General features: G+C 69.9%; 18 protein-coding genes. 11 read left to right on the top strand and 7 right to left on the bottom strand.

Annotation, left to right across the window (positions count from 1 at the left end):
* Positions 1-585: 585 nt before the first annotated feature.
* A complete protein-coding gene (locus ACXKR8_RS16270; protein ID WP_462100537.1) occupies positions 586-906 on the top strand; it encodes a hypothetical protein in 321 nt (106 codons plus the stop codon).
* A 562-nt stretch (positions 907-1,468) separates the two neighbouring features.
* On the opposite strand, the gene ACXKR8_RS16265 is transcribed toward ACXKR8_RS16270, so the two are convergent.
* Entirely contained in the window at positions 1,469-2,257 is a 789-nt protein-coding gene (locus ACXKR8_RS16265) for a GntR family transcriptional regulator (RefSeq protein WP_458273629.1), read from the bottom strand.
* Between the two features lie 215 nt (positions 2,258-2,472).
* Between ACXKR8_RS16265 and ACXKR8_RS16260 the strand changes: the two genes are divergently transcribed.
* Positions 2,473-3,897: a replication initiator gene (locus ACXKR8_RS16260; protein WP_458273628.1), complete on the top strand. Its 1,425-nt coding sequence runs from the start codon at positions 2,473-2,475 to the stop codon at positions 3,895-3,897.
* A 217-nt stretch (positions 3,898-4,114) separates the two neighbouring features.
* On the opposite strand, the gene ACXKR8_RS16255 is transcribed toward ACXKR8_RS16260, so the two are convergent.
* Complete coding sequence (locus ACXKR8_RS16255; protein WP_458273627.1) at positions 4,115-5,539, bottom strand: recombinase family protein; 1,425 nt, start codon at positions 5,537-5,539, stop codon at positions 4,115-4,117.
* Positions 5,540-5,578: 39 nt separating this feature from the next.
* Here ACXKR8_RS16255 and ACXKR8_RS16250 point away from each other — a divergent pair, with 39 nt between their 5' ends.
* From ACXKR8_RS16250 to ACXKR8_RS16235, 4 genes are all read left to right on the top strand, one after another.
* The gene (locus ACXKR8_RS16250; protein ID WP_462100536.1) at positions 5,579-5,803 is read left to right on the top strand and encodes a hypothetical protein; all 225 of its coding nucleotides are present in this window, start codon (positions 5,579-5,581) and stop codon (positions 5,801-5,803) included.
* A 7-nt stretch (positions 5,804-5,810) separates the two neighbouring features.
* Entirely contained in the window at positions 5,811-6,077 is a 267-nt protein-coding gene (locus ACXKR8_RS16245) for a hypothetical protein (RefSeq protein WP_458273625.1), read from the top strand.
* Positions 6,078-6,204: 127 nt separating this feature from the next.
* The gene (gene holA / locus ACXKR8_RS16240; RefSeq protein ID WP_458273624.1) at positions 6,205-7,188 is read left to right on the top strand and encodes a DNA polymerase III subunit delta; all 984 of its coding nucleotides are present in this window, start codon (positions 6,205-6,207) and stop codon (positions 7,186-7,188) included.
* Positions 7,189-7,310: 122 nt separating this feature from the next.
* Positions 7,311-8,498, top strand: coding sequence for a hypothetical protein (locus ACXKR8_RS16235; RefSeq protein WP_458273623.1), 1,188 nt, complete (start codon positions 7,311-7,313; stop codon positions 8,496-8,498).
* A gap of 208 nt (positions 8,499-8,706) precedes the next feature.
* Here ACXKR8_RS16235 and rpsT read toward each other — a convergent pair whose 3' ends face one another.
* Positions 8,707-8,973, bottom strand: coding sequence for a 30S ribosomal protein S20 (gene rpsT, locus ACXKR8_RS16230; RefSeq protein WP_458273622.1), 267 nt, complete (start codon positions 8,971-8,973; stop codon positions 8,707-8,709).
* A 188-nt stretch (positions 8,974-9,161) separates the two neighbouring features.
* Positions 9,162-9,476, bottom strand: a complete 315-nt coding sequence (locus tag ACXKR8_RS16225) for an antibiotic biosynthesis monooxygenase family protein (RefSeq protein ID WP_458273621.1) — start codon at positions 9,474-9,476, stop codon at positions 9,162-9,164.
* 62 nt (positions 9,477-9,538) lie between these two features.
* Between ACXKR8_RS16225 and ACXKR8_RS16220 the strand changes: the two genes are divergently transcribed.
* From ACXKR8_RS16220 to ACXKR8_RS16205, 4 genes are all read left to right on the top strand, one after another.
* Entirely contained in the window at positions 9,539-9,961 is a 423-nt protein-coding gene (locus ACXKR8_RS16220; protein ID WP_458273620.1) for a DoxX family protein, read from the top strand.
* Positions 9,962-10,073: 112 nt separating this feature from the next.
* Positions 10,074-11,945, top strand: a complete 1,872-nt coding sequence (gene lepA, locus ACXKR8_RS16215) for a translation elongation factor 4 (RefSeq protein WP_458273619.1) — start codon at positions 10,074-10,076, stop codon at positions 11,943-11,945.
* Positions 11,946-12,093: 148 nt separating this feature from the next.
* On the top strand, positions 12,094-12,429 hold the full coding sequence (locus ACXKR8_RS16210; RefSeq protein ID WP_458273618.1) for a protein kinase family protein: 336 nt from the start codon (positions 12,094-12,096) through the stop codon (positions 12,427-12,429).
* Between the two features lie 12 nt (positions 12,430-12,441).
* A complete protein-coding gene (locus ACXKR8_RS16205) occupies positions 12,442-14,007 on the top strand; it encodes a protein kinase domain-containing protein (protein ID WP_458273617.1) in 1,566 nt (521 codons plus the stop codon).
* 18 nt (positions 14,008-14,025) lie between these two features.
* Here ACXKR8_RS16205 and ACXKR8_RS16200 read toward each other — a convergent pair whose 3' ends face one another.
* Positions 14,026-14,607 (bottom strand): TIGR03086 family metal-binding protein, encoded by a 582-nt coding sequence (locus tag ACXKR8_RS16200; RefSeq protein ID WP_458273616.1) that lies wholly within the window; start codon positions 14,605-14,607, stop codon positions 14,026-14,028.
* 65 nt (positions 14,608-14,672) lie between these two features.
* Here ACXKR8_RS16200 and ACXKR8_RS16195 point away from each other — a divergent pair, with 65 nt between their 5' ends.
* Positions 14,673-15,518 (top strand): AraC family transcriptional regulator, encoded by an 846-nt coding sequence (locus ACXKR8_RS16195; RefSeq protein WP_458273615.1) that lies wholly within the window; start codon positions 14,673-14,675, stop codon positions 15,516-15,518.
* A gap of 4 nt (positions 15,519-15,522) precedes the next feature.
* Here the strand turns inward: ACXKR8_RS16195 and ACXKR8_RS16190 are convergent, their stop codons facing one another.
* Positions 15,523-17,493 carry an ABC transporter ATP-binding protein gene (locus ACXKR8_RS16190; RefSeq protein WP_458273614.1) on the bottom strand — a complete coding sequence of 657 codons (1,971 nt, stop codon included), beginning with the start codon at positions 17,491-17,493 and terminating at the stop codon, positions 15,523-15,525.
* Entirely contained in the window at positions 17,490-19,223 is a 1,734-nt protein-coding gene (locus ACXKR8_RS16185; protein WP_458273613.1) for an ABC transporter ATP-binding protein, read from the bottom strand. Before ACXKR8_RS16185 ends, ACXKR8_RS16190 begins: the two co-directional genes overlap by 4 nt.
* Between the last annotated feature and the right edge of the window lie 262 nt (positions 19,224-19,485).

Genomic DNA, 19,485 nt, shown 5'->3' with positions numbered 1-19,485 from the left:
TGCCTGGTGCGGCGGGTCGGATTGCGGCGCGGGGTTCGGTGTTCCGGTGCGGGTACTGCCGGGGCTTTGTGCGGGTGGCGCATTCGCGTTTGGCGACGGTGGCCGGGGTGGTGCGTTTCGTGCACACCTGGCATCCGGTGCGCGCGGGTGAGGGGCGGTTGATCCGCTGAAGACTCCCGCTGTGGTTCAGGTTGGGCCGTTTTCGCCGATCCGGTGGGCCTGGACTGCGGGCGGGTTGCTGCCACTGGCCTCGAAGCGGTGGTAGCGGCGGGGCAGGTCTTTGAGGTGGCCGGGTTCAACGCCCGGTTGGGCCTGCCCGTACCAAGCTCCCGTGCGGGGCGGTCTGGTCATCGCCTCGTACGGGACTGGTTCCCGGTCCCGGCACCCCGTCCGGGATCGGGAGCTGACCAGTTCAACAACTGAATGATGGTGCCGGACCACCCCCGACTTTGACGGGAGGAGGTGGTCCGGTGGGTTCGCACCCGGTGCCGATGGTACTCGGGTGCGCACGCATGTTCGTGGGCATCCCGCTTCCTATTAGCAACATGACTTGTCGTCAAGTGCCTGGAAGGGGCTGGTAGGTCGATGCGGGATGAGGACGCGGAGCAGTGGGAGGGCCAGTTTGAGGCCTGGGATGCGGACTGCTGGGGGCCTGCGCCGGGGGAGGACTGCGCGTCGGGGTGGTGGTCGGGGCGTGCTGCTGCTGGTCGGTTGAACTACGCCTTGGCGCAGTGCGGGTTCGAGCTGTGGGAGGTCGAGGCGACGGGGGGCATGCTGGAGGACGGCCGGGGGACGGTGCGGGTGGTCGGCTCGCCGCTGGCGGTGCGTCGCCTTGCCCGGCTGCTGGGCCAGGTGAACCGGCAGGCTCCGCCCGGCTCGGCCGAGGGTGAACGCGGCGCTGCCTAGGGGTTCTGGTCTGCGGTGGTGTGGTGGGCTGCTCCGAAGCCGGCGGGGGTGTGGTGCTCCGCAGGAACCACGCTCCTGCCTGCTGCCGTCCCGTTCGCCGTCGTCCCACACACCGTGGAGCGCTCTTGCCCCCGGGTGTCCAGGTGGAGCGCCCTGCTGGACGTACGACCTGGACACCCGGGGGCAAGAGTGCTCGGCTCTGCCTGGGACGGCGGTGGACGGGACGGCAGCCCACCCCAGCCATCTGGTGACCGTGACCCGCGTGCGGGCCCTGGTCCCGGTGCCGGTTGCGCCCCCGCCGGAGGCACTGCCCTGACCTGGGCCCGCCCCTGAACTGCTGCCCGGGAGTGTTCGGGTCGGGTGCGGGTTCCCGTGCTGCTCGTGGCAGTGTGCGCGTCGACGCGCGGCCCGTCCGCGCGCCCGCGAACGGCCGAAGGCCGCATGCGCAAGGGCGGCGCGGTAAGGGCCGCGCGGCGGCGCGCGAGCGCCGCCCTTGAGTAAGTACAGAGAAGTTCCGCCACACGGTCCCCGTGGTGATGGTCCGGGCGTGCTGCCCCCGGGGTCAGGGCTGCCGGGTGCGGGGCCTGGTGCTGCTCGGGCCGGTGGCGTGGACGGTGTACGCGAACTGGGCGCTGCCTGCTCCGAGGGTGGTGGTCTCCAGGATGAGCGGGCGGTGGTCGGCCTGGGTGCGGGTGAGGCGGTGGGAGATCAGCAGGGGGACTGCTTCGGCCAGGTGCAGGGTGGTGCGTTCGTCCGGGTGGGGCATGCGGGCGGTGACGGTCTCGCGCCATTCGAGGTTGCCGTGGGCGGTGGCCAGGATCGCGTAGGCCTTCGCGGGGGTGACGGCTGGGTTCTTGGCCAGGGGTGTGCCGGTGATCGTCTCCAGCGGGAGGATCATGCGGTGCAGGGCGCGGGTGCCGCTGGGCTGATGGGCCATCAGGGAGTCCACTGTGAACGCGGCCTCGCCCTCGGCCTGGGCCATGGCGAGCTGTGCGGCGGTCTGGGGGTCGATGCGCTGGTGGACGGTGGTCGGCGGCTCGGCCTGGTGCCAGTGCCCGTCCCCGGTGGTGTAGCGGGCCCCGGTGCGGGTGATCGCCTGCTCCATGGGCACGGTGCTGTCGCCCTGGTGGGCGCGTACGAAGCTGCCCCTGCCCTGGTGGACGTCCAACAGGCCTTCGGTCCGCAGGGAGGCGACGGCTTGGCGCACCGTGGGACGGGATACCTCGTAGAGGGCAGACAGCTGGTCCTCCGGGGGGATCTGGCTGCCCGGGGCCCATGCGCCGCTGGTGATCGCAGCCCGCATCTCGTTCGCGACCTGCTTGTACAGGGCTTCGGTCTTGATGATCGCCACGTCTGCACCCCTTATACGCCGGTTCGTCGCGCCGCCCGCGACTAAGTTCGAACAGAAATTCGAACAGGTCTTCGCTGGTCACTCATGGTGCGACTGTCGTCAGTCGTCAGAGGTCAGCATGAATCCCCTTGCTCCTCGGGTCAAGCGGGCGCATCCTCAAGGCATGGGGATTCATCATGACGACTGACGACCGAGGTCTATTGGAAAGCTCGCCCGTGCCTTCGCTCACCGATCCGGCCGCGCGTCGGGAGCTGCTGGCCCGTGATGCGGTGCTGCGCTCGCTGTCCGAGGTGGACCGCGACATCATCCGCGTTGCCCAACAGCCATTGCTGGCACGGTGGTTGGAGCAGATTCATGACGTCGGCGGCTGCGCCAACCCGATCTACCTCAACGGCTGGACCCGCACCGTGGACCCGGCCACGGGGGAAGTCCTGTCGGCCTACTCGACAGCCGGAGAGCCCGGGGAGCGTCTGGCGGTGCGCTGCGGCAACCGGCGTGCCTCGCGCTGCCCCTCCTGCTCGTACCTGTATCAGGGCGACACGTTCCACCTGGTGCGCTCGGGCCTGGTCGGCGGCAAGGGCATCCCGGACACCGTGGCCGGCCACCCGCGCCTGTTCCTGACCCTGACCGCGCCCTCGTTCGGACCGGTCCACCGCACGGGCGACGGTGCCTGTCGGCGTCGGCGCGGCCACTGCGAGCACGGGGCCCGCCTCGGCTGCCACCTGGTCCACACCGCAGACGACGCCATAGTCGGTTCGCCGCTGTGCGCCTGCTGCTACGACTACACCGCACACGTGCTGTGGCACGCGCACGCCGGACGGCTCTGGGACCGCTTCACCACCGCCGTGCGCCGCACCCTGGCCACCACGCTGGGCATCCCCCGCGCACGGCTCGGGGACCACCTGCGGGTGTCCTTCGCCAAAGTCGCCGAATACCAGCGACGCGGCGCGATCCACTTCCACGCCGTGGTCCGCCTGGACGGCCCCGAAGGGCCCGGCACACCTCCGCCCCCATGGGCCGGTGCGGAGATGCTGGAGGGCTGCGTCCGGGCCGCTGCGGGCCTGGTGTGGGTGGACGCACCGGACAGCGACGCCTACGGCTCCCACCGGCTCTCCTGGGGCGAGCAACTCAACGTCCGTCCCATCCGCGCCTTCGGCGACGCGGGCCAGACACTGTCCGATGACGCGGTGGCCGGGTACGTGGCCAAGTACGTCACCAAGAGCGCAGAGACAGCCGGAGCAGTCGACTACCCGATCCCCTCCGCCGCCTACATCCCCTACCTTCCGGTCAGCGGACACGTCCGGGCCCTGATCGGGACCAGTTGGCGGCTGGGGGCACTGCCGGAACTGGAACCGCTGCACCTGCGGGCCTGGGCACACATGCTCGGCTACCGGGGCCACTGCCTGACCAAATCCCGCGCCTACTCGACGACCTACGGAACCCTGCGCGCCGTCCGATCCGCCCACCGCACAGGACCGCCTCTGTCTGAGGCTGAGGTGGTCACGGAGTCGGCCTGGCGCTACGCCGGACGCGGTTACACCCCCGGCGAAGCAGCACTCGCAGCCGGCATCGCCGACACCATCACCCAAAACCGGGAAATCGCCAAGGAAGCCCTCACCAACCAAGACGGCAGGGGGTGACCGTATGACGACCGGTCATGATCGGACGCAAACGCGGTCGCGTCGCCTGGAAGGCCCCAACGCGCCGGATGGTGAGCGGCAAGGGGCTGCGGAGGTAATGACGACAGAAGAGTGGGTGGCGCGAGAGCTGGCGCGAGCATCCGAACTGACATCGCGCCAGGTTTTGATCCTAAGGCGGGCCAAACGCGACCTGGAGAGCTTGGCGAGTTCTCGGCGACTATCGGGGGACCGTTTCGATGCGGGCAGGATTGAAAACGCTGTACGGGCGGGTCGCGGGGTGAATGAGGATTTCTTGGAAGAGACCGACTAGGATGGTCCGCTTCCGCTCTAGGGGCCAGTCGTCCCATGCTTCGCGCATCTCGGCTGATGTCACCTCAACGCGTTGCCTCACGCCATGCTTAGCTATCTCAAAACGGGCTCCGTCGATTCGGCTGCGCAGTGCCTCGGTGGCATCGCGATACTCGCGCGCGTTCCGGTCGCCGTCGGCAAACGCTTCGGTGAGTTCCCCCATCCGGAATTCCCAGTTTGCGATCTTGGCTTCCAGTTCGGCGCTTGGGTCGTCTGTGTCCTCCTCCTCCGCTGCCTCCATTTTTTCCACATGGGCAAGGATGAGTGCCTTCATGTGGTTCATGAGATGGTCGTGATCAATAGTTCGACTTTGGCATCCGCCATCTGCCCTGGCCGGGCAGGCGTAGGCCAGTCGCTTGGTGTCGGTCCTGGTGCGGATTTTCATGGCCGGGTGGTGGGGTGAGCATGTGCACCGCACAAGGCCGCTCAAAGGGTGCTTGCGCACTCCGCGCAGGCCTCCGCTAAAGCGCGTGGGGTGATCTAGGAGGGCGCGAAGTTGATCATGCTGGTCTTGCGGAACGATCCCGGGCCACACGGCCTTCCCGATGACCTGTCGCTTGTGCTCTTTAAGTCCGGCTATCCGTCCTGACCTGAGCATCGCGCGCATGGCCTGGAGGGTCCAGGGGCGGCCGGTGGAGGTCAATATGTCGCGGGCGTGGAGGCTCTGGACAATGGTCGACAGTGACTCGCCCTCTAGCGCGCGTCGTGCACACTCGCGAATAATCTTCGCCTCTTCCGGATTCACCTCATCGCGTATGACCTTCCGCCGGGGGCCCTCGCCCTCGTAGATCCGCGTGTAGCCGAACGGCCGGTGGCCGCCATTGTGGATCTTTCCCTGTCGGGCCAGTTCTTCCACCTTGCTCAGAACTCTCTCTCGCTTGTGCTCGACCTCGTGCTTCGCGATGGCTGCGTGTACGCGAGCGATCATTCGTCCTGAGGGACTCGTGATGTCCAGGATGCCTGCCTTGACTGTGTTGATCTCGATCTTCATATCCTCGACCAGGTCGATGAAGTCTTCGAGCTCCCGAGGCTGGCGGTGCAGCCGGTCGGTATGCCAGGAGATAACGGCGTCGATGCGCCCGTTTTCGATGTCGCTCAACAAGCGCTGGTACTCATGACGGATCTTCCGCCGATCGGCCGCTGAGACGTCGTTGTCGACGTAGACACCGATCACAGTCCAGCCGAGAGCGGCGGCCATGAGGCGGCAGTCTGCTTCCTGGCGCTTCACGCCAAGCCCCGCTCCTTCCTTGTCGTTGCTGATCCGGCAGTAGATCCCAACTCGCTTTGTCCCCATGGCATTTAGCATAGGCTCTTGATGCCCTTAAGTGAAGCCGTGCCACCACGGATCGGCGAACCAGGATGCCGGCCTGATCCGTGCCCTCGCCCCCGGCTCGCGCTCATTTCCTGCGGTGTCGACAACAACTACGGGCATCCCGCGCCCTCCACCGTCCGCCTGCTCCGCTCGGTCGGCAGCACCGTGCTGCGCACCGACCAGCAGGGCGACCTCGCCGTGCTCGACGAGGCCGGCAGGGTCTCCGTCGCCACCCGTCCCCGATAATGCCGAGGTGCGTACTTCCGATGACCCCTACGTTCTGGTCCTTCCCGACCGCGATGCCGCCGAGGCCGTCGCCGAGCAGCTCGCCGCGGAGCATCCCGCGCTTCCCGAGGCCGAGCTGCACCGCGAGGCGCTGGCCGGTGAGGACGACGCCGAGGACGCCCAGTGGCTGGTCGTGCTCCAGCCTTCGCTTCCGCCGCCGCTCACCCCCGCCGTCCTCGACGCACTCGCCGCCGACCACGACGGCTGGCTCGAGGGCCACCCCGCAGCAGACTGAGCCTGGACGGCCCGAGCCGCTATGGCCCGAGCCTCGACGGCCCAAGCCCGGACGGCCCAAGCCTGGACGGCCCGAGCCGGGCCGGACCCGGCCCGGGCTGTCGGCCCCGGCCGATAGGCTGACCGCGATGGCTAAGAACCCGACCGAAGACCTGCTCGCCCCGCTGACCGTCGTCGTCGGCCAGGAGGAGCTGCTGCTGGACCGCGCCGTGGCGCAGACCACCACCGCGGCCCGGCAGACCGACCCGGACGCCGATCTGCGCGACCTGCAGCCCGGCATGCTGCAGCCGGGCATGCTCAGCGAGCTGACCAGCCCCTCGCTGTTCTCCGAGCGCAAGGTCATCGTGATCCGCGCCGCCCAGGACCTCGCCGCCGACACCGTCAAGGAGATCAAGGCGTACCTGGACGACCCGGCTCCCGAGGTGATGCTGGTCCTGGTGCACGCGGGCGGAGCCAAGGGCAAGGGCCTGCTGGACGCGGCGAAGAAGGCAGGCGCCCGCGAGGTCGTCTGCCCCAAGCTGACCAAGCCCGCCGAGAAGCTGTCATTCGTCCGCTCCGAGTTCCGGGCCACCGGCCGCTCCGCGACCGAGGACGCCTGCAAGGCCCTGCTCGACTCGGTCGGCAGCGATCTGCGCGAACTGGCCTCGGCCTGCAGCCAGCTCGCCGCCGACACCGAGGGCACCATCGACGAGACCGTCGTCGCCCGCTACTACACCGGCCGCGCCGAGTCCTCCGGCTTCCAGGTCGCCGACCTGGCGGTGACCGGCCGCACCGCCGAGGCCCTGGGCCAGCTCCGCTGGGCCCTGGCGGTGGGGGAGAAGCCCACCGGCATCGTCTTCGCGCTGGCCTCCGGCGTCCGCGCCATCGGCCGGGTCGCCACCGCCGACCGCGGGATGCGCCCCGGGGACCTGGCCCGTGAGCTGGGCATGCCCCCGTGGAAGATCGACCGGGTGCGCCAGCAGCTCCGCGGCTGGACCGGCGACGGCGTCGCCACCGCCCTCCGCGCCATCGCCGACGCCGACGCCGCCGTCAAGGGCGGCTCCGGCGACCCCGCCTACGCCCTGGAGCAGTGCATCGTCGCGGTCTCCCGCGCCGCCCGCTCCCAGCGCTGACCCCTCGCCCCCCGCCCGGATTCGAGAAATCCTCGGATCCGTGCAGCAGTTGCGCCGCCGCCGACGTCTGACCAGGTGTCAAAAAGACCACGGCAGTGCCCAACGGGGATGGGAAGACACACATGGATGCAATGGTGAATCGACGGCTGCTGGTGAGCGGTGTGGTCCTGGCGGCCGTCTGCGGGCTCGCGCCCGCCGCCTACTCGCAGCAGCAGCCCGGCGCCGGAACCACGGCGATGGCGACGATCACGCAGACGGTGACCGCGACGACCACCGCGCCCGCGACCGTCACACACGCGACCACCGCGTGCCTGGTCGCCACACCGCCCGCCTGGAAGCAGGCGATCGCCAAGGGGGCGCTGGCCAAGTTCCCCGGTGAGCGCACCGTCACCCTGGCCACGTCCACTGGGCCCTGGAGCCGGTTCGCGGTCCTGACGGACGGCAAGCGGCAGCGGCTGGTCGCCGTCCGGCGGGGCTCGACGAGCTACCGGGTGATCGCGTCCTACCCGGCCGCCGCGCAGTCCGCGGCCGGGTTCGCCCTGGCGCACTTCGACGGCCGCTTCCTGGTGTACCTGGTGGAGACCGACGCGGACGGTGAGGGCCGTTGGAAGCTCTACTCCTACGACACCCAGCACACCGCCGGACCGAGGCTGATCGGACAGCAGCAGGACGCCCAGATGCCGGCAGGACCGTTTGTCGTCCCGCAGGTCAGCAAGGGGCTGGCCACCTGGATCCAGCCGTTGCGCGACGGGCGCAAGCAGGTCCACGTCTACAACCTGGTGACGCGGAAGGACCGCATCGTGCGGACCTCGCACGCCTACCGGAGCTTCTTCGTCGGCTCGCTGCTGGTGTGGCAGGAGGCTCCGGCCCCGGACGCGCCGACGCAGCTCAGGGCGGTCGTCGCCCGCACCGGCGCACCGGCGAAGCTTCCGCCCCAGGTGGCCGCCGTGCGGGGGACCGGTGAGGTGGTCGGGGACGGCAAGCGGTGGCTGTGGCTGGCGGCCGACTACTCCGGGATCTACGAATGGCAGCCCGGCTGGAAGAGCCCGGTGGAACGTGTCTCCGGCGGCGAGGAGGTCCAGTGGCTCGGACTGGCCGGCGACCTGCTCACGTACACCGACAGCGTCGCCACCTTCGTCGTCGATCTGCGCTCCGGCGCCCGCACCCAGGTCACCGAGGAGTACGGCGTAGCCAACGTCGACGGCGATTCCATCGAGGTCGGCTCACTCCCCGGGGGCGCCAAGGCGGCGCCGCTGAACGAGTGGGCCGTCGACGCCCGCCGCCTCCCGCCCCTCCCGCACTGCGCCTGACTGCTGAAACGCCAAGAATCCCCCTGACCGGACTCCGGTCGGGGGGATTCCCTTGAGGCTCATTCCTGAGAGCACCACAGCGGCCTAGGATCTACCGTCGGAGAACGGTAGGCGTGGCGAACGCAGGCCGCGTGCGGTGCGAGGGTTCCGCGCAGCGTCTGGATAGAGGGCCGGACGAAGTCTGCGCGGAGGTTGGACAGCAGGCAGATCAGGCCTGGTGGCCGGCAACCTTGGCGCTAAGAGCAGACTTCTTGTTGGCAGCCTGGTTCTTGTGGATGACGCCCTTGCTGGCGGCCTTGTCGAGCTTCTTGTTGGCCTCGCGGGTCAGCACGATGGCCTTCTCGAAGTCGCCCGCCTCCACGGCCTCACGGGCCTTGCGGACGGCGGTCTTCAGCGAGGACTTGACAGACTTGTTGCGCTGCCGAGCCTTCTCGTTGGTCTTGATGCGCTTGATCTGGGACTTGATGTTCGCCACGAAAGAGCCTCAGTCTGATTGGTTGAAACGGAAGGTGTGCCTGCTGCGCCACCGGCCCGAGGGCATGGGGCATCGCAGACACGATGGCCCAGACTACCAGCGGCCCTACGGCTATCCCAAACCGGTCACCCCAGGCCGGGAACCGCTCACCCCAGCCCGGGAACCGCTCACCCCAGCCCGGGAACCGCTCACCCCAGCCCGGGAACCGGCTCCCCGTAGTGCTCCACGAGCGGGAACGGGTCGTAGAAGGGGTGCAGCAGGGCGCGCCACCGCTGGTACTCGGGGGAGCGGCGGAAACCCTCGGTGTGGTCCTCGATGCGCTGCCACTCCACCTGGAGCAGGAACCGCGACTCCCGCCCCGGGTCCAGGCAGGGCAGCAGCCGCAGGGCGAGGAAGCCGGGCTGGGCGGCGATCAGCGGGCGGGCCTGCCGGAAGGCGGCCAGGAAGGCCTCCCGGCTGCCGGGGCCGGGGAGGATGTCGAGCACGGCGGATTCAAGGACCATGACCGGTGATCCTTGCCCGTTCCCCTCCCGCTGTGCCATTGAATTGTGCGAGGGTGGGCCGCATGATCCCTGCTGTCAGCCGCCTGCAAGCCAAGGTCTCCGGTAACCGTTCCGCCCTGCTCCTGGCCGGTCTGCTGGCCGGCTCCGGCGCGCTGCACTTCGCCGTGCCGGGGCCGTACGACGCGATCGTCCCCAAGCTGCTCCCGGGTAGCCCGCGGACCTGGACCAAGGCCAGCGGCGCCGTGGAGCTGGTCATCGCCGCCGCCGTCGCGCTGCCGCCGACCCGACGGGTCGGCGCCCTGGCCGCGGCCGGTCTGCTCACGGCCGTCTACCCGGCGAATGTGCAGATGGCCTACGACTGGCGGAACGCCCCCAGGCTGAAGCGCGCCATCGCGTTCGGGCGGCTGCCGCTGCAGGCCCCGCTGATCGGCTGGGCCCTCGCGGTGCGGGGCCGGGCCCCCGTCAAGGCGTCCGGAAGCGCCTGAGCGGCGAGGTCCCCGGTCGTGGGACGATAGGCGTACCTTCCCGAGTCGCGCTGTCGCGCGGACGCCGCGCGGAAGGAGCCTGCTCCAGCCACTCGACACCATTGGACCCTGAGTGCCCGCCATCCCCGTCCACGTTCCGCAGCCCAGCCGCACCGACCCGGCGCTGATCCGCAACTTCTGTATCATCGCCCACATCGACCACGGCAAGTCCACGCTCGCTGACCGGATGCTGCAGATCACCGGCGTGGTCGACCCGAGGCAGATGCGCGCCCAGTACCTCGACCGCATGGACATCGAGCGCGAGCGCGGCATCACCATCAAGTCGCAGGCGGTCCGGCTGCCCTGGGCCCCGCTCAGCGGCGACCAGCAGGGCACCACTCACATCCTGAACATGATCGACACCCCCGGTCACGTGGACTTCACCTATGAGGTCTCCCGCTCGCTGGCGGCCTGCGAGGGCACCCTGCTGATCGTGGACGCGGCGCAGGGGATCGAGGCGCAGACCCTCGCCAACCTCTACCTGGCGCTGGAGAACGACCTCACCATCATCCCGGTGCTCAACAAGATCGACCTGCCGGCCGCCCAGCCGGAGAAGTACTCCGAGGAGCTCGCCCGGATCATCGGCTGCGACCCCGCCGACGTGCTGCTCTGCAGCGCCAAGAGCGGCCTGGGCGTCGAGGCGATCCTGGACGAGGTGGTCAAGAAGGTCCCCGCCCCGGTCGGCGTCAAGGACGCCCCGGCCCGCGCGATGATCTTCGACTCGGTGTACGACACCTACCGCGGCGTGGTCACCTACGTCCGGGTCGTCGACGGCGAGCTCACCAAGCGCGAGCGCATCCAGATGATGTCCACCGGCGCCACCCACGAGCTGCTGGAGATCGGCGTCATCTCGCCGGAGCCCAAGGTCGCGGACGGCCTGGGGGTCGGCGAGGTCGGCTACATCATCACCGGGGTGAAGGACGTCCGGCAGTCCAAGGTCGGTGACACCATCACCTCGATGCACAAGGGCGCGACCGAGGCGCTGGGCGGCTACAAGGAACCGCGGCCGATGGTCTTCTCCGGCCTCTACCCGCTGGACGGCTCCGACTACCCGCTGCTCCGCGACGCGCTGGACAAGCTGCGCCTCAACGACGCCGCGCTGGTCTACGAGCCGGAGACCTCGGTGGCGCTGGGCTTCGGCTACCGCTGCGGCTTCCTCGGGCTGCTGCACCTGGAGATCATCCGGGAGCGCCTGGAGCGCGAGTTCAACCTCGACCTGATCTCCACCGCCCCCAACGTGGTCTACCGGGTGGTGCTGGAGGACGGCAGCGAGATCACCGTCACCAACCCCAGCGAGTTCCCCGGCGGCAAGATCACCGAGGTCAACGAGCCGATCGTGCGCGGCACCATCCTCGCGCCCAACGAGTTCGTCGGCGCGATCATGGAGCTCTGCCAGAACCGCCGCGGCAACCTGCAGGGCATGGACTACCTCTCCGAGGACCGGGTGGAGCTCCGCTACACCCTTCCCCTCGCCGAGATCGTCTTCGACTTCTTCGACATCCTGAAGTCCAAGACCCGCGGCTACGGCTCCTTCGACTACGAGCCGATCGGCGAGCAGGCGGCCGACCTGGTGAAGGTCGACATCCTGCTGCACGGTGACGCGGTGGACGCCTTCTCCGCCGTGGTGCACAAGGACAAGGCCTACAACTACGGCGTGATGATGGCCGGGAAGCTGCAGAAGCTGATCCCGCGCCAGCAGTTCGAGGTGCCGATCCAGGCCGCCATCGGCTCCCGGGTGATCGCCCGCGAGACCGTCCGCGCGATCCGCAAGGACGTCCTCGCGAAGTGCTACGGCGGTGACATCTCCAGGAAGCGGAAGCTGCTGGAGAAGCAGAAGGAGGGCAAGAAGCGGATGAAGATGGTCGGCCGGGTGGAGGTCCCGCAGGAGGCCTTCATCGCCGCGCTGTCCACCGACGCCGACGCCCCGGCCGACAAGAAGAAGTAGCGCCGGCGCCGTCAGTAGCACCGCAGCGTCAGCAGCATGGGTGGGGCCCGTCGAACGACGGGCCCCACCAGCATGAACGGCGCCGTGCACAGAGGTGCGGTAGCCTCCCGCTGCCAACCGCTGTCGTGCGTGGAAGCCGGGACGCCTGATGCCAGAGCACAGCCAGCCCCTGTCCGACCCGAGGGTCTTCGCCAACCTGGGCCTCGACCGGCTCGGAGCCGCCCCGCTGCGCGGCGCCGACCCCCGGCGGGTCGGCCCGTTCGCGATCGTGGCCCTGCTCGGCAGCGGCGGCATGGGCCGGATCTACCTCGCGCGCGACACCGACCGCGACCCCGGGCGGGGCGGCCTGGCCGCGGTCAAGGTGATCCGGCCCGAGTACGCCGAGGACGACCAGTTCCGCCGTCGCTTCAAGCGTGAGGCGGAGGCGCTGGCCAAGGTCCAGGGCGGGCAGACCGCGGTGCTGCTCGGCAGCGGCTTCGACTAGGACCTGCTCTGGATGGCCACCGAGTACATCCCGGGCCTCAGCCTCAGCGCGACGGTCGCCGAGCACGGGACGCTGGACCTCGCGGCGACCTGGCGGCTGGCCGCCGACCTGGGCCAGGCGGTGTCGGCGATGGCCGAGGCCGCGGTGGTGCACCGGGACATCAAACCGTCCAATGTGATCCTCGGACCCGACGGCTGCCGGGTGATCGACTTCGGCATATCCCAGGCCGGGGACCGCAGTTCGATCACGCTGACCGGCCAGCAGGTCGGCACCCCGGCCTATATGTCACCGGAGCAGGTGCGCGGCCTCCCGGTGGGCACCCCCTCGGACATCTTCGCGCTGGGCTCGGTGCTGGCCTACGCGCTCACCGGGAACGCCCCCTTCGGTGACGGCACCAGCGTCGACGTGCTGCACCGGGTCGCCTACGAGCCGCCCAAGGAGGAGGTGCTGGAGCGGATCGCCGGGATCGACCCGGATCTGGCCGAGCTGGTCACCTCCTGCCTGGACAAGGACCAGCAACGGCGGCCCGGTCCCGAGGCGGTGATGGAGACGGCGGCGACCCGGCAGGTCCCGGCCCCGTGGCCGCAGGCGCTGAATGACGCGGTGCAGAGCCGGATCCAGATCGCGGCGTCGGTACGGCAGTTGCCGCTGGACCTGGTTCCGGTGGAGGAGACGGTGGTGCTCGGCCGCGGTGCGGTGCCCGCGCCGGCAGCTGAGCCACGAGCCGAGCCGGCAGCTGAGCCACGAGCCGAGCCGGCAGCCGAGCCGGTGCTGCCGCCCACGCCGCTGCAGGGGCCGCATCAGCCGCCCACGCCGCCCACGGTCGCGGCGATCCCCGCGCCGATGGCCCCCTATTTGCCGCCGCCGGTAGCAGTCCCACCAGTCCCAGCGGCTCCACCCCGGGAGACCCGGGCCGGTCGGCGCGGGGCGCGGACCTGGACGCTGGTCGCGGGCGCGGTGCTGGCTGTCGCCGCCATCGCCGGGACGGCGGTGCTGCTGACCGGCTCCCCGGGCGGCTCCGCGGCGGCGGTGGGCACGGCGGGGACAACCGCCGCGACCTCGTCCGCAACGACGGATCCAAGCAGCGCCTCGGCGTCGACTCCGACCAGCACCACGGCAGTCTCGGCACCGCCCTCGGCCGGGAACCACCCCTCGGCCCCCGCCAACAGCACGCCAGGGCAGCAGCCGCCGGCCACCGGCGCGGCGAAAACGTCCGGCGCAGCGGCGCCGACCCCGCCCGCCGCCCACCAACCCCAGCCCCCCGCGGCCACCACCGCCGCGCCCCCGCCCGCGCCGCACACCTCCGCCCCGGCCACCAAGGCGGTGCCGCCCTGGGACCAGGCCTGCACCTACTACTCGGGCAACGCGGAAACCGAGTACGGCGCCGCGAACGTCCGGGTCACCGAGCTGCAGTGCCTGCTGGTGCACCGCGGTTACAGCGTCGGCTCCTCGGGGGTGGACGGCCAGTTCGGCAAGGACACCGAGAACGCGGTGAAGAAGTTCCAGACGGCCAAGCACCTGGAGGTGGACGGCCAGGTCGGACCGCAGACCTGGGCCGCTCTCCGCAGCGCCAACTAGCCTTGCAAGCAAAAGGGTTCAGGCCGCCGACCACTTCGGGTCGCGGCCGGACAGGGCGAGCGCCCGGTCGAACGGGGTGGCGCCGGCGGGCACCGGCAGCGCCTCGGCGAAGCCCTGGTACTGCCGGTACATCTCGGCGTACTCCTCGACCAGGCCGACCGTGGCCGCCTCCGCGCTGCCGGGGACGTGGAACTCCTGGCCGGTGGCCACGGCCAGCTCCCAGCCGTGCAGCACCAGCTCCAGCAGCATCATCCCGGCGATGGCCGCCGCGGGCATGCTGGCGTCGCCCATCTTGAGCTCGCCCTCCCAGACCGCCGGGTCGGACCAGGCCGCCAGCGCCCGGTCCAGCTGTGCGGCGTAGGCCTCGGCCCAGCCGGGCTCGGCGGTGAAGTCGCGCTGCTGCCAGTCGTCGGGGACGGACTCGCCGCGGGCGCGGAGCTCGAAGTTGTAGGAGGTCCAGAGGACCAGGTGATTGGCAAGAGTCTTGACATCCCACTCAGTGTCCGGAGTGGGGGCGGAGAGCTGGTCGTCGGAAACGGCGCGGGTGATCCTGGCGGCCTCGGCGGAGGCGGCGGTGAGCTGCGGAAGTAGATTCGTCATGCCCACCACGCTAGGCGCGGCGCGATCACCTGTCTTGAAGAAACGCGACAGCCTAGGCTGGGCAGATGACAGCGGACACGGCCGGTTCGGACGCACCGCGCGGAGTGCTCCACCCGCAGGGGGCGGCCGGGCGCTTCACCCTCGACCGGCAGCCGCCCTCCCCGGCGCTGGAGCCGCTGGTCGAGTACTACTGGCGGGTCTGCTGGGATCTGCGCGACCGGCCTCCGTATGAGCAGAAGGTGCTTGCGCACCCCAATATCCACCTGGTCTTCGAGGAGCCGAGGGCGGCGGTCTACGGGGTCGACCGCGGTCTGTTCGTGCGGCGGCTGGTGGACCAGGGGCAGGTGCTGGGGGTGAGGTTCCGGCCGGGCGGGTTCCGTGCGTTCTGGGGGCGGCCGGTCCAGGAGCTGGCCGACCAGGTGGTCCCGGCGACCGAGGTCTTCGGCGCGGCGGTCGAGGAGACCAGCCGTCAGATCCTCGCCGAGCAGGACTCCGTGGTGATGGCCGGCCTCGCCGAGGCCTTCCTGCTCGCCCGCCTCCCCAGAACCGGCCCGGGCGCGACCGGCCCAGGAGCGACCGAACGAGGCGTGACCGACCCGCAGGCGGCCGAGGTCGCGGCCATGGTCGCGACCGCGACCAGCGACCACACCCTGCTGCGGGTGGAGCAGCTCGCCGAACGCCACGGGGTGTCCGTCCGCACCCTGCAGCGGCTGTTCGCCGAGTACGTGGGCGCGGGGCCCAAGTGGGTGCTGCGCCGGGCCCGGCTGCACGAGGCGGCGCAGCGCGCCGAGGACGCCGCGGTCGACTGGTCCGCCCTGGCCACCGACCTCGGCTACGCCGACCAGGCCCACCTCACCCGCGACTTCACGGCTGTGGTGGGCCTGCCCCCGGCCCGCTACGTACAGAGGTAAGCCGTCAGTCGACCTCGGCCACGGCCTGCGAGAACTGCGCCGCGTAGAGCCGCGCGTACGCGCCCCCCGCCGCGAGGAGTTCGCTGTGGCTGCCCTGCTCCACGATCGCGCCGTCCTGCATCACCAGGATGGTGTCCGCGTCGCGGATGGTGGAGAGCCGGTGGGCGATGACGAAGGCGGTGCGGCCGGTGCGCAGCGTCGCCATGGCGCGCTGGATGAGCACCTCGGTGCGGGTGTCCACCGAGCTGGTGGCCTCGTCCAGGACCAGGATGGACGGGTTCGCCAGGAACGCGCGGGCGATGGTGATCAGCTGCTTCTCGCCGGCGCTGACCCCGGTGCCCTCGTCGTCGATGACGGTGTCGTACCCGTCCGGCAGGGTGCGGACGAAGCGGTCCACGTGGGCGGCCTTGGCCGCCTCGACGACCTCCTCGCGGGTCGCTCCCTCCCTGCCGTAGGCGATGTTTTCGGCGATGGAGCCGCCGAACAGCCAGGTGTCCTGGAGCACCATGCCGATGCCGGAGCGCAGCTCCTCCCGGGACATCCGGGCCACGTCCACCCCGTCCAGGGTGATCCGGCCGCTGCTGACCTCGTAGAACCGCATCAGCAGGTTGACCAGGGTGGTCTTGCCCGCGCCGGTGGGGCCGACGATGGCGACGGTGTGGCCCGGTGCCGCGGTGAGCGAGAGGTCCTCGATCAGCGGCTTGGCCGGGTCGTAGCGGAAGGCCACGTGCTCGAAGGAGACCTGGCCGCGCAGCTCGGTCGGACGCAGCGGCTCGACCGGGTCCGGCTCCTGCTCGGGGGCGTCCAGCAGTTCGAACACCCGCTCCGCGGAGGCGACGCCCGACTGCACCAGGTTGGACATGCTGGCCACCTGGGTCAGCGGCTGGCTGAACTGCCGCGAGTACTGGATGAAGGCCTGCACATCGCCGATGGACAGCGCGCCGGAGGCGACCCGCAGCCCGCCGACGACCGCGACCAGCACGTAGTTGATGTTGCCGATGAACATCATGCAGGGCTGGATCAGCCCGGAGACGAACTGCGCCTTGAAGCTGGAGGCGTAGAGCTTCTCGTTCTGCTCGCGGAACAGCTCCGCCGACTCCTCCTGCCGGCCGAAGACCTTGACCAGGGCGTGCCCGCTGTACATCTCCTCGATGTGGGCGTTCAGCTTGCCGGTGGTCTTCCACTGGGCGACGAACTGCGGCTGGGCCCGCTTGCCGACCTTGGTGGCGACCAGGATCGAGGCCGGGACGCTGACCAGGGCGATCAGCGCGAGCATCCAGGAGATGTAGAACATCATGGTCAGCACGCCGATGATGGTCAGCAGCGAGGTGAGGATCTGGCTGAGCGTCTGCTGCAGGGTCTGGCCGATGTTGTCGATGTCATTGGTGACCCGGCTCAGCACCTCCCCGCGCGGCTGCTGGTCGAAGTAGCTCAGCGGCAGTCTGGCGATCTTGTCCTCGACATTGCCGCGCAGCCGCTTGACCGCGCGCTGCAGCGCCCGGTTCATCAGCCGGGCCTGGACGATGCCGCACAGCCCGGCCAGCAGGTAGATCCCCAGCACCCACAGCAGCACCCCGCCGACGGCGTGGAAGTCGATGCCGTGGCCGGGGTTGACGTGCTGCATGGAGGCGATCAGGTCGGCCTGCTTGCCGTGGCCGGCCTGGCGCAGCTGGTCCGCGTACTGGGCCTGGGTGACATGGGCCGGCAGCTGCTTGCCGAAGACCCCGGCCAGGATCAGGTCGGTGGCGTGGCCGAGGATCTTCGGCCCGATCACCGACAGCGTGACGCCGGCCAGGGCCAGTGCCACCGCGATGCTCAGCAGCGCGCGCTCCGGGCGCAGCAGCCCGAGCACCCGCTTGCCGGAGGCCTTGAAGTTCATCGACTTCTCGACCGGTCCGCCGGCCATCATCCGGCCGGGTCCTGGCATCGGGGCGGGGCCGCGGCGCTTGGCCGCCGCTTCCTGTTCGGAGCTCATGCGGCCTCCTCCTCGGTCAGCTGGGAGAGGACGATCTCGCGGTAGGTCTCGTTGCTGTCCATCAACTCGTGGTGGGTTCCAGTGCCGACGACGGATCCCTCGTCCAGGACGATGATCCGGTCGGCGTCGCGAATGGTGCTGACACGTTGGGCGACGATGATGACGGTGGCGTCGGCGGTCTCCCGGAGCAGGGCCGCGCGCAGCCGGGCGTCGGTGGCGTAGTCCAGGGCCGAGAAGGAGTCGTCGAACAGGTAGATCTCCGGACGGCGGACCAGCACCCGGGCGATGGCCAGGCGCTGGCGCTGCCCGCCGGAGACATTGGTGCCGCCCTGGGCGATCGGGGCGTCCAGGCCCTCGGCCAGCTTCTCCACGAAGTCCTTGGCCTGGGCGGTCTCCAGGGCCGCCCAGAGCTCCTCGTCGGTGGCGTCGGGGTTGCCGTAGCGGAGGTTGCTGCCGACGGTGCCGGAGAAGAGGTACGGCTTCTGCGGGACCAGCCCGACGGTCTTGGCGAGCAGGACCGGGTCGAGGTCGCGCACGTCCACGCCGTCGACCAGGACGCTGCCGTCAGTGGCGTCGGACAGCCGCGGGATCAGGGTCAGCAGCGTGGTCTTGCCGGAGCCGGTGCTGCCGATGATCGCGGTGGTCTGGCCCGGGCGGGCGTCGATGCTGACGTCGCGCAGCACCGCCGACTCGGCGCCGGGGTAGCGGAACTCGGCGCCGCGCAGCTCCAGGTAGCCGGCCCGCTTGAGCTCGCGGACCGGGGCCAGCGGCGGGACCACGGTGCTCTCGGTGTCCAGCACCTCCTGGATCCGCTCGGCGCAGACCTCGGCGCGGGGCACCATCATGAACATGAAGGTGGCCATCATCACCGACATCAGGATCTGCATCAGATAGCTGAGGAACGCGGTGAGCGCGCCGATCTGCATGCCGCCGCTGTTGATCCGGTACGAGCCGAACCACAGCACGGCCACGCTGGAGACGTTGACCACCATCATGACCAGCGGGAACATCAGCGCCAGCAGCTTGCCGACGCGGATCGCGTTGTCGGTGAGCGCGTCGTTGGCGACCGCGAAGCGCTCGCGCTCATGAGTGTCCTTGACGAAGGCCCGGATCACCCGGATACCGGTGATCTGCTCGCGCAGGATCCGGTTGATGCTGTCGATGCGCACCTGCATGGACCGGAACAGCGGGCGCAGCCGGCTGATGATCAGTCCGATCACCACGGCGAGGAGCGGGACGATGGCCACCAGCAGCAGCGAGAGCGGCACGTCCTGGTTCAGTGCCATGATGATGCCGCCGACGCACATGATGGGCGCGGAGACCATCAGCGTGAAGGTCATCAGCACCAGCATCTGGACCTGCTGGACGTCGTTGGTGCTGCGGGTGATCAGCGAGGGGGCGCCGAAGTGGCCGACCTCGCGGGAGGAGAAGGACTGCACCCGGTCGAACACCGAGGCGCGCATGTCCCGGCCGAGGGCCATCGCGGTCCTGGCGCCGAAGAACACCGCGCCGACGGCGCACACGACCTGGACCAGGGTCACCCCCAGCATGATCCCGCCGGTCTGCAGGATGTAGGTGGTGTCGCCCTTGATCACGCCGTCGTCGATGATGTCGGCGTTGAGGGTCGGCAGATACAGGGTGGCGATGGTCTGGATCAGCTGCAGCAGCACCAGGAGCGTGATGGGCCTGGTGTAGGGGCCCAGGTGGGCCCGCAGGAGTCGGATCAGCACACGGTTCTCTCAGGAGTTCGAAGGGCGGGTCGGCGGGCGGGAGAATCTGCTCAGCATATCTGCGTACACCGTACTCGGTTTTGCGCGAACCGGGGAGGGCATCGCTTCAGGACGGTCATCGTAGGCAACTTACCTGCCGACCGGCAAGGTATTTTGGCCCGGGGCGGAAACACCCCTCTTACGCTCGCCGCCCGAACGTCCTAATCTGATCGTTGCCAGCTAGTTACTCGTGAGTTAACAAACGTCTCGGCCCCTGAATCCG

The organism is Streptacidiphilus sp. PAMC 29251 (assembly GCF_054208735.2).
This window is presented reverse-complemented; position numbering and strand designations above follow the sequence as displayed.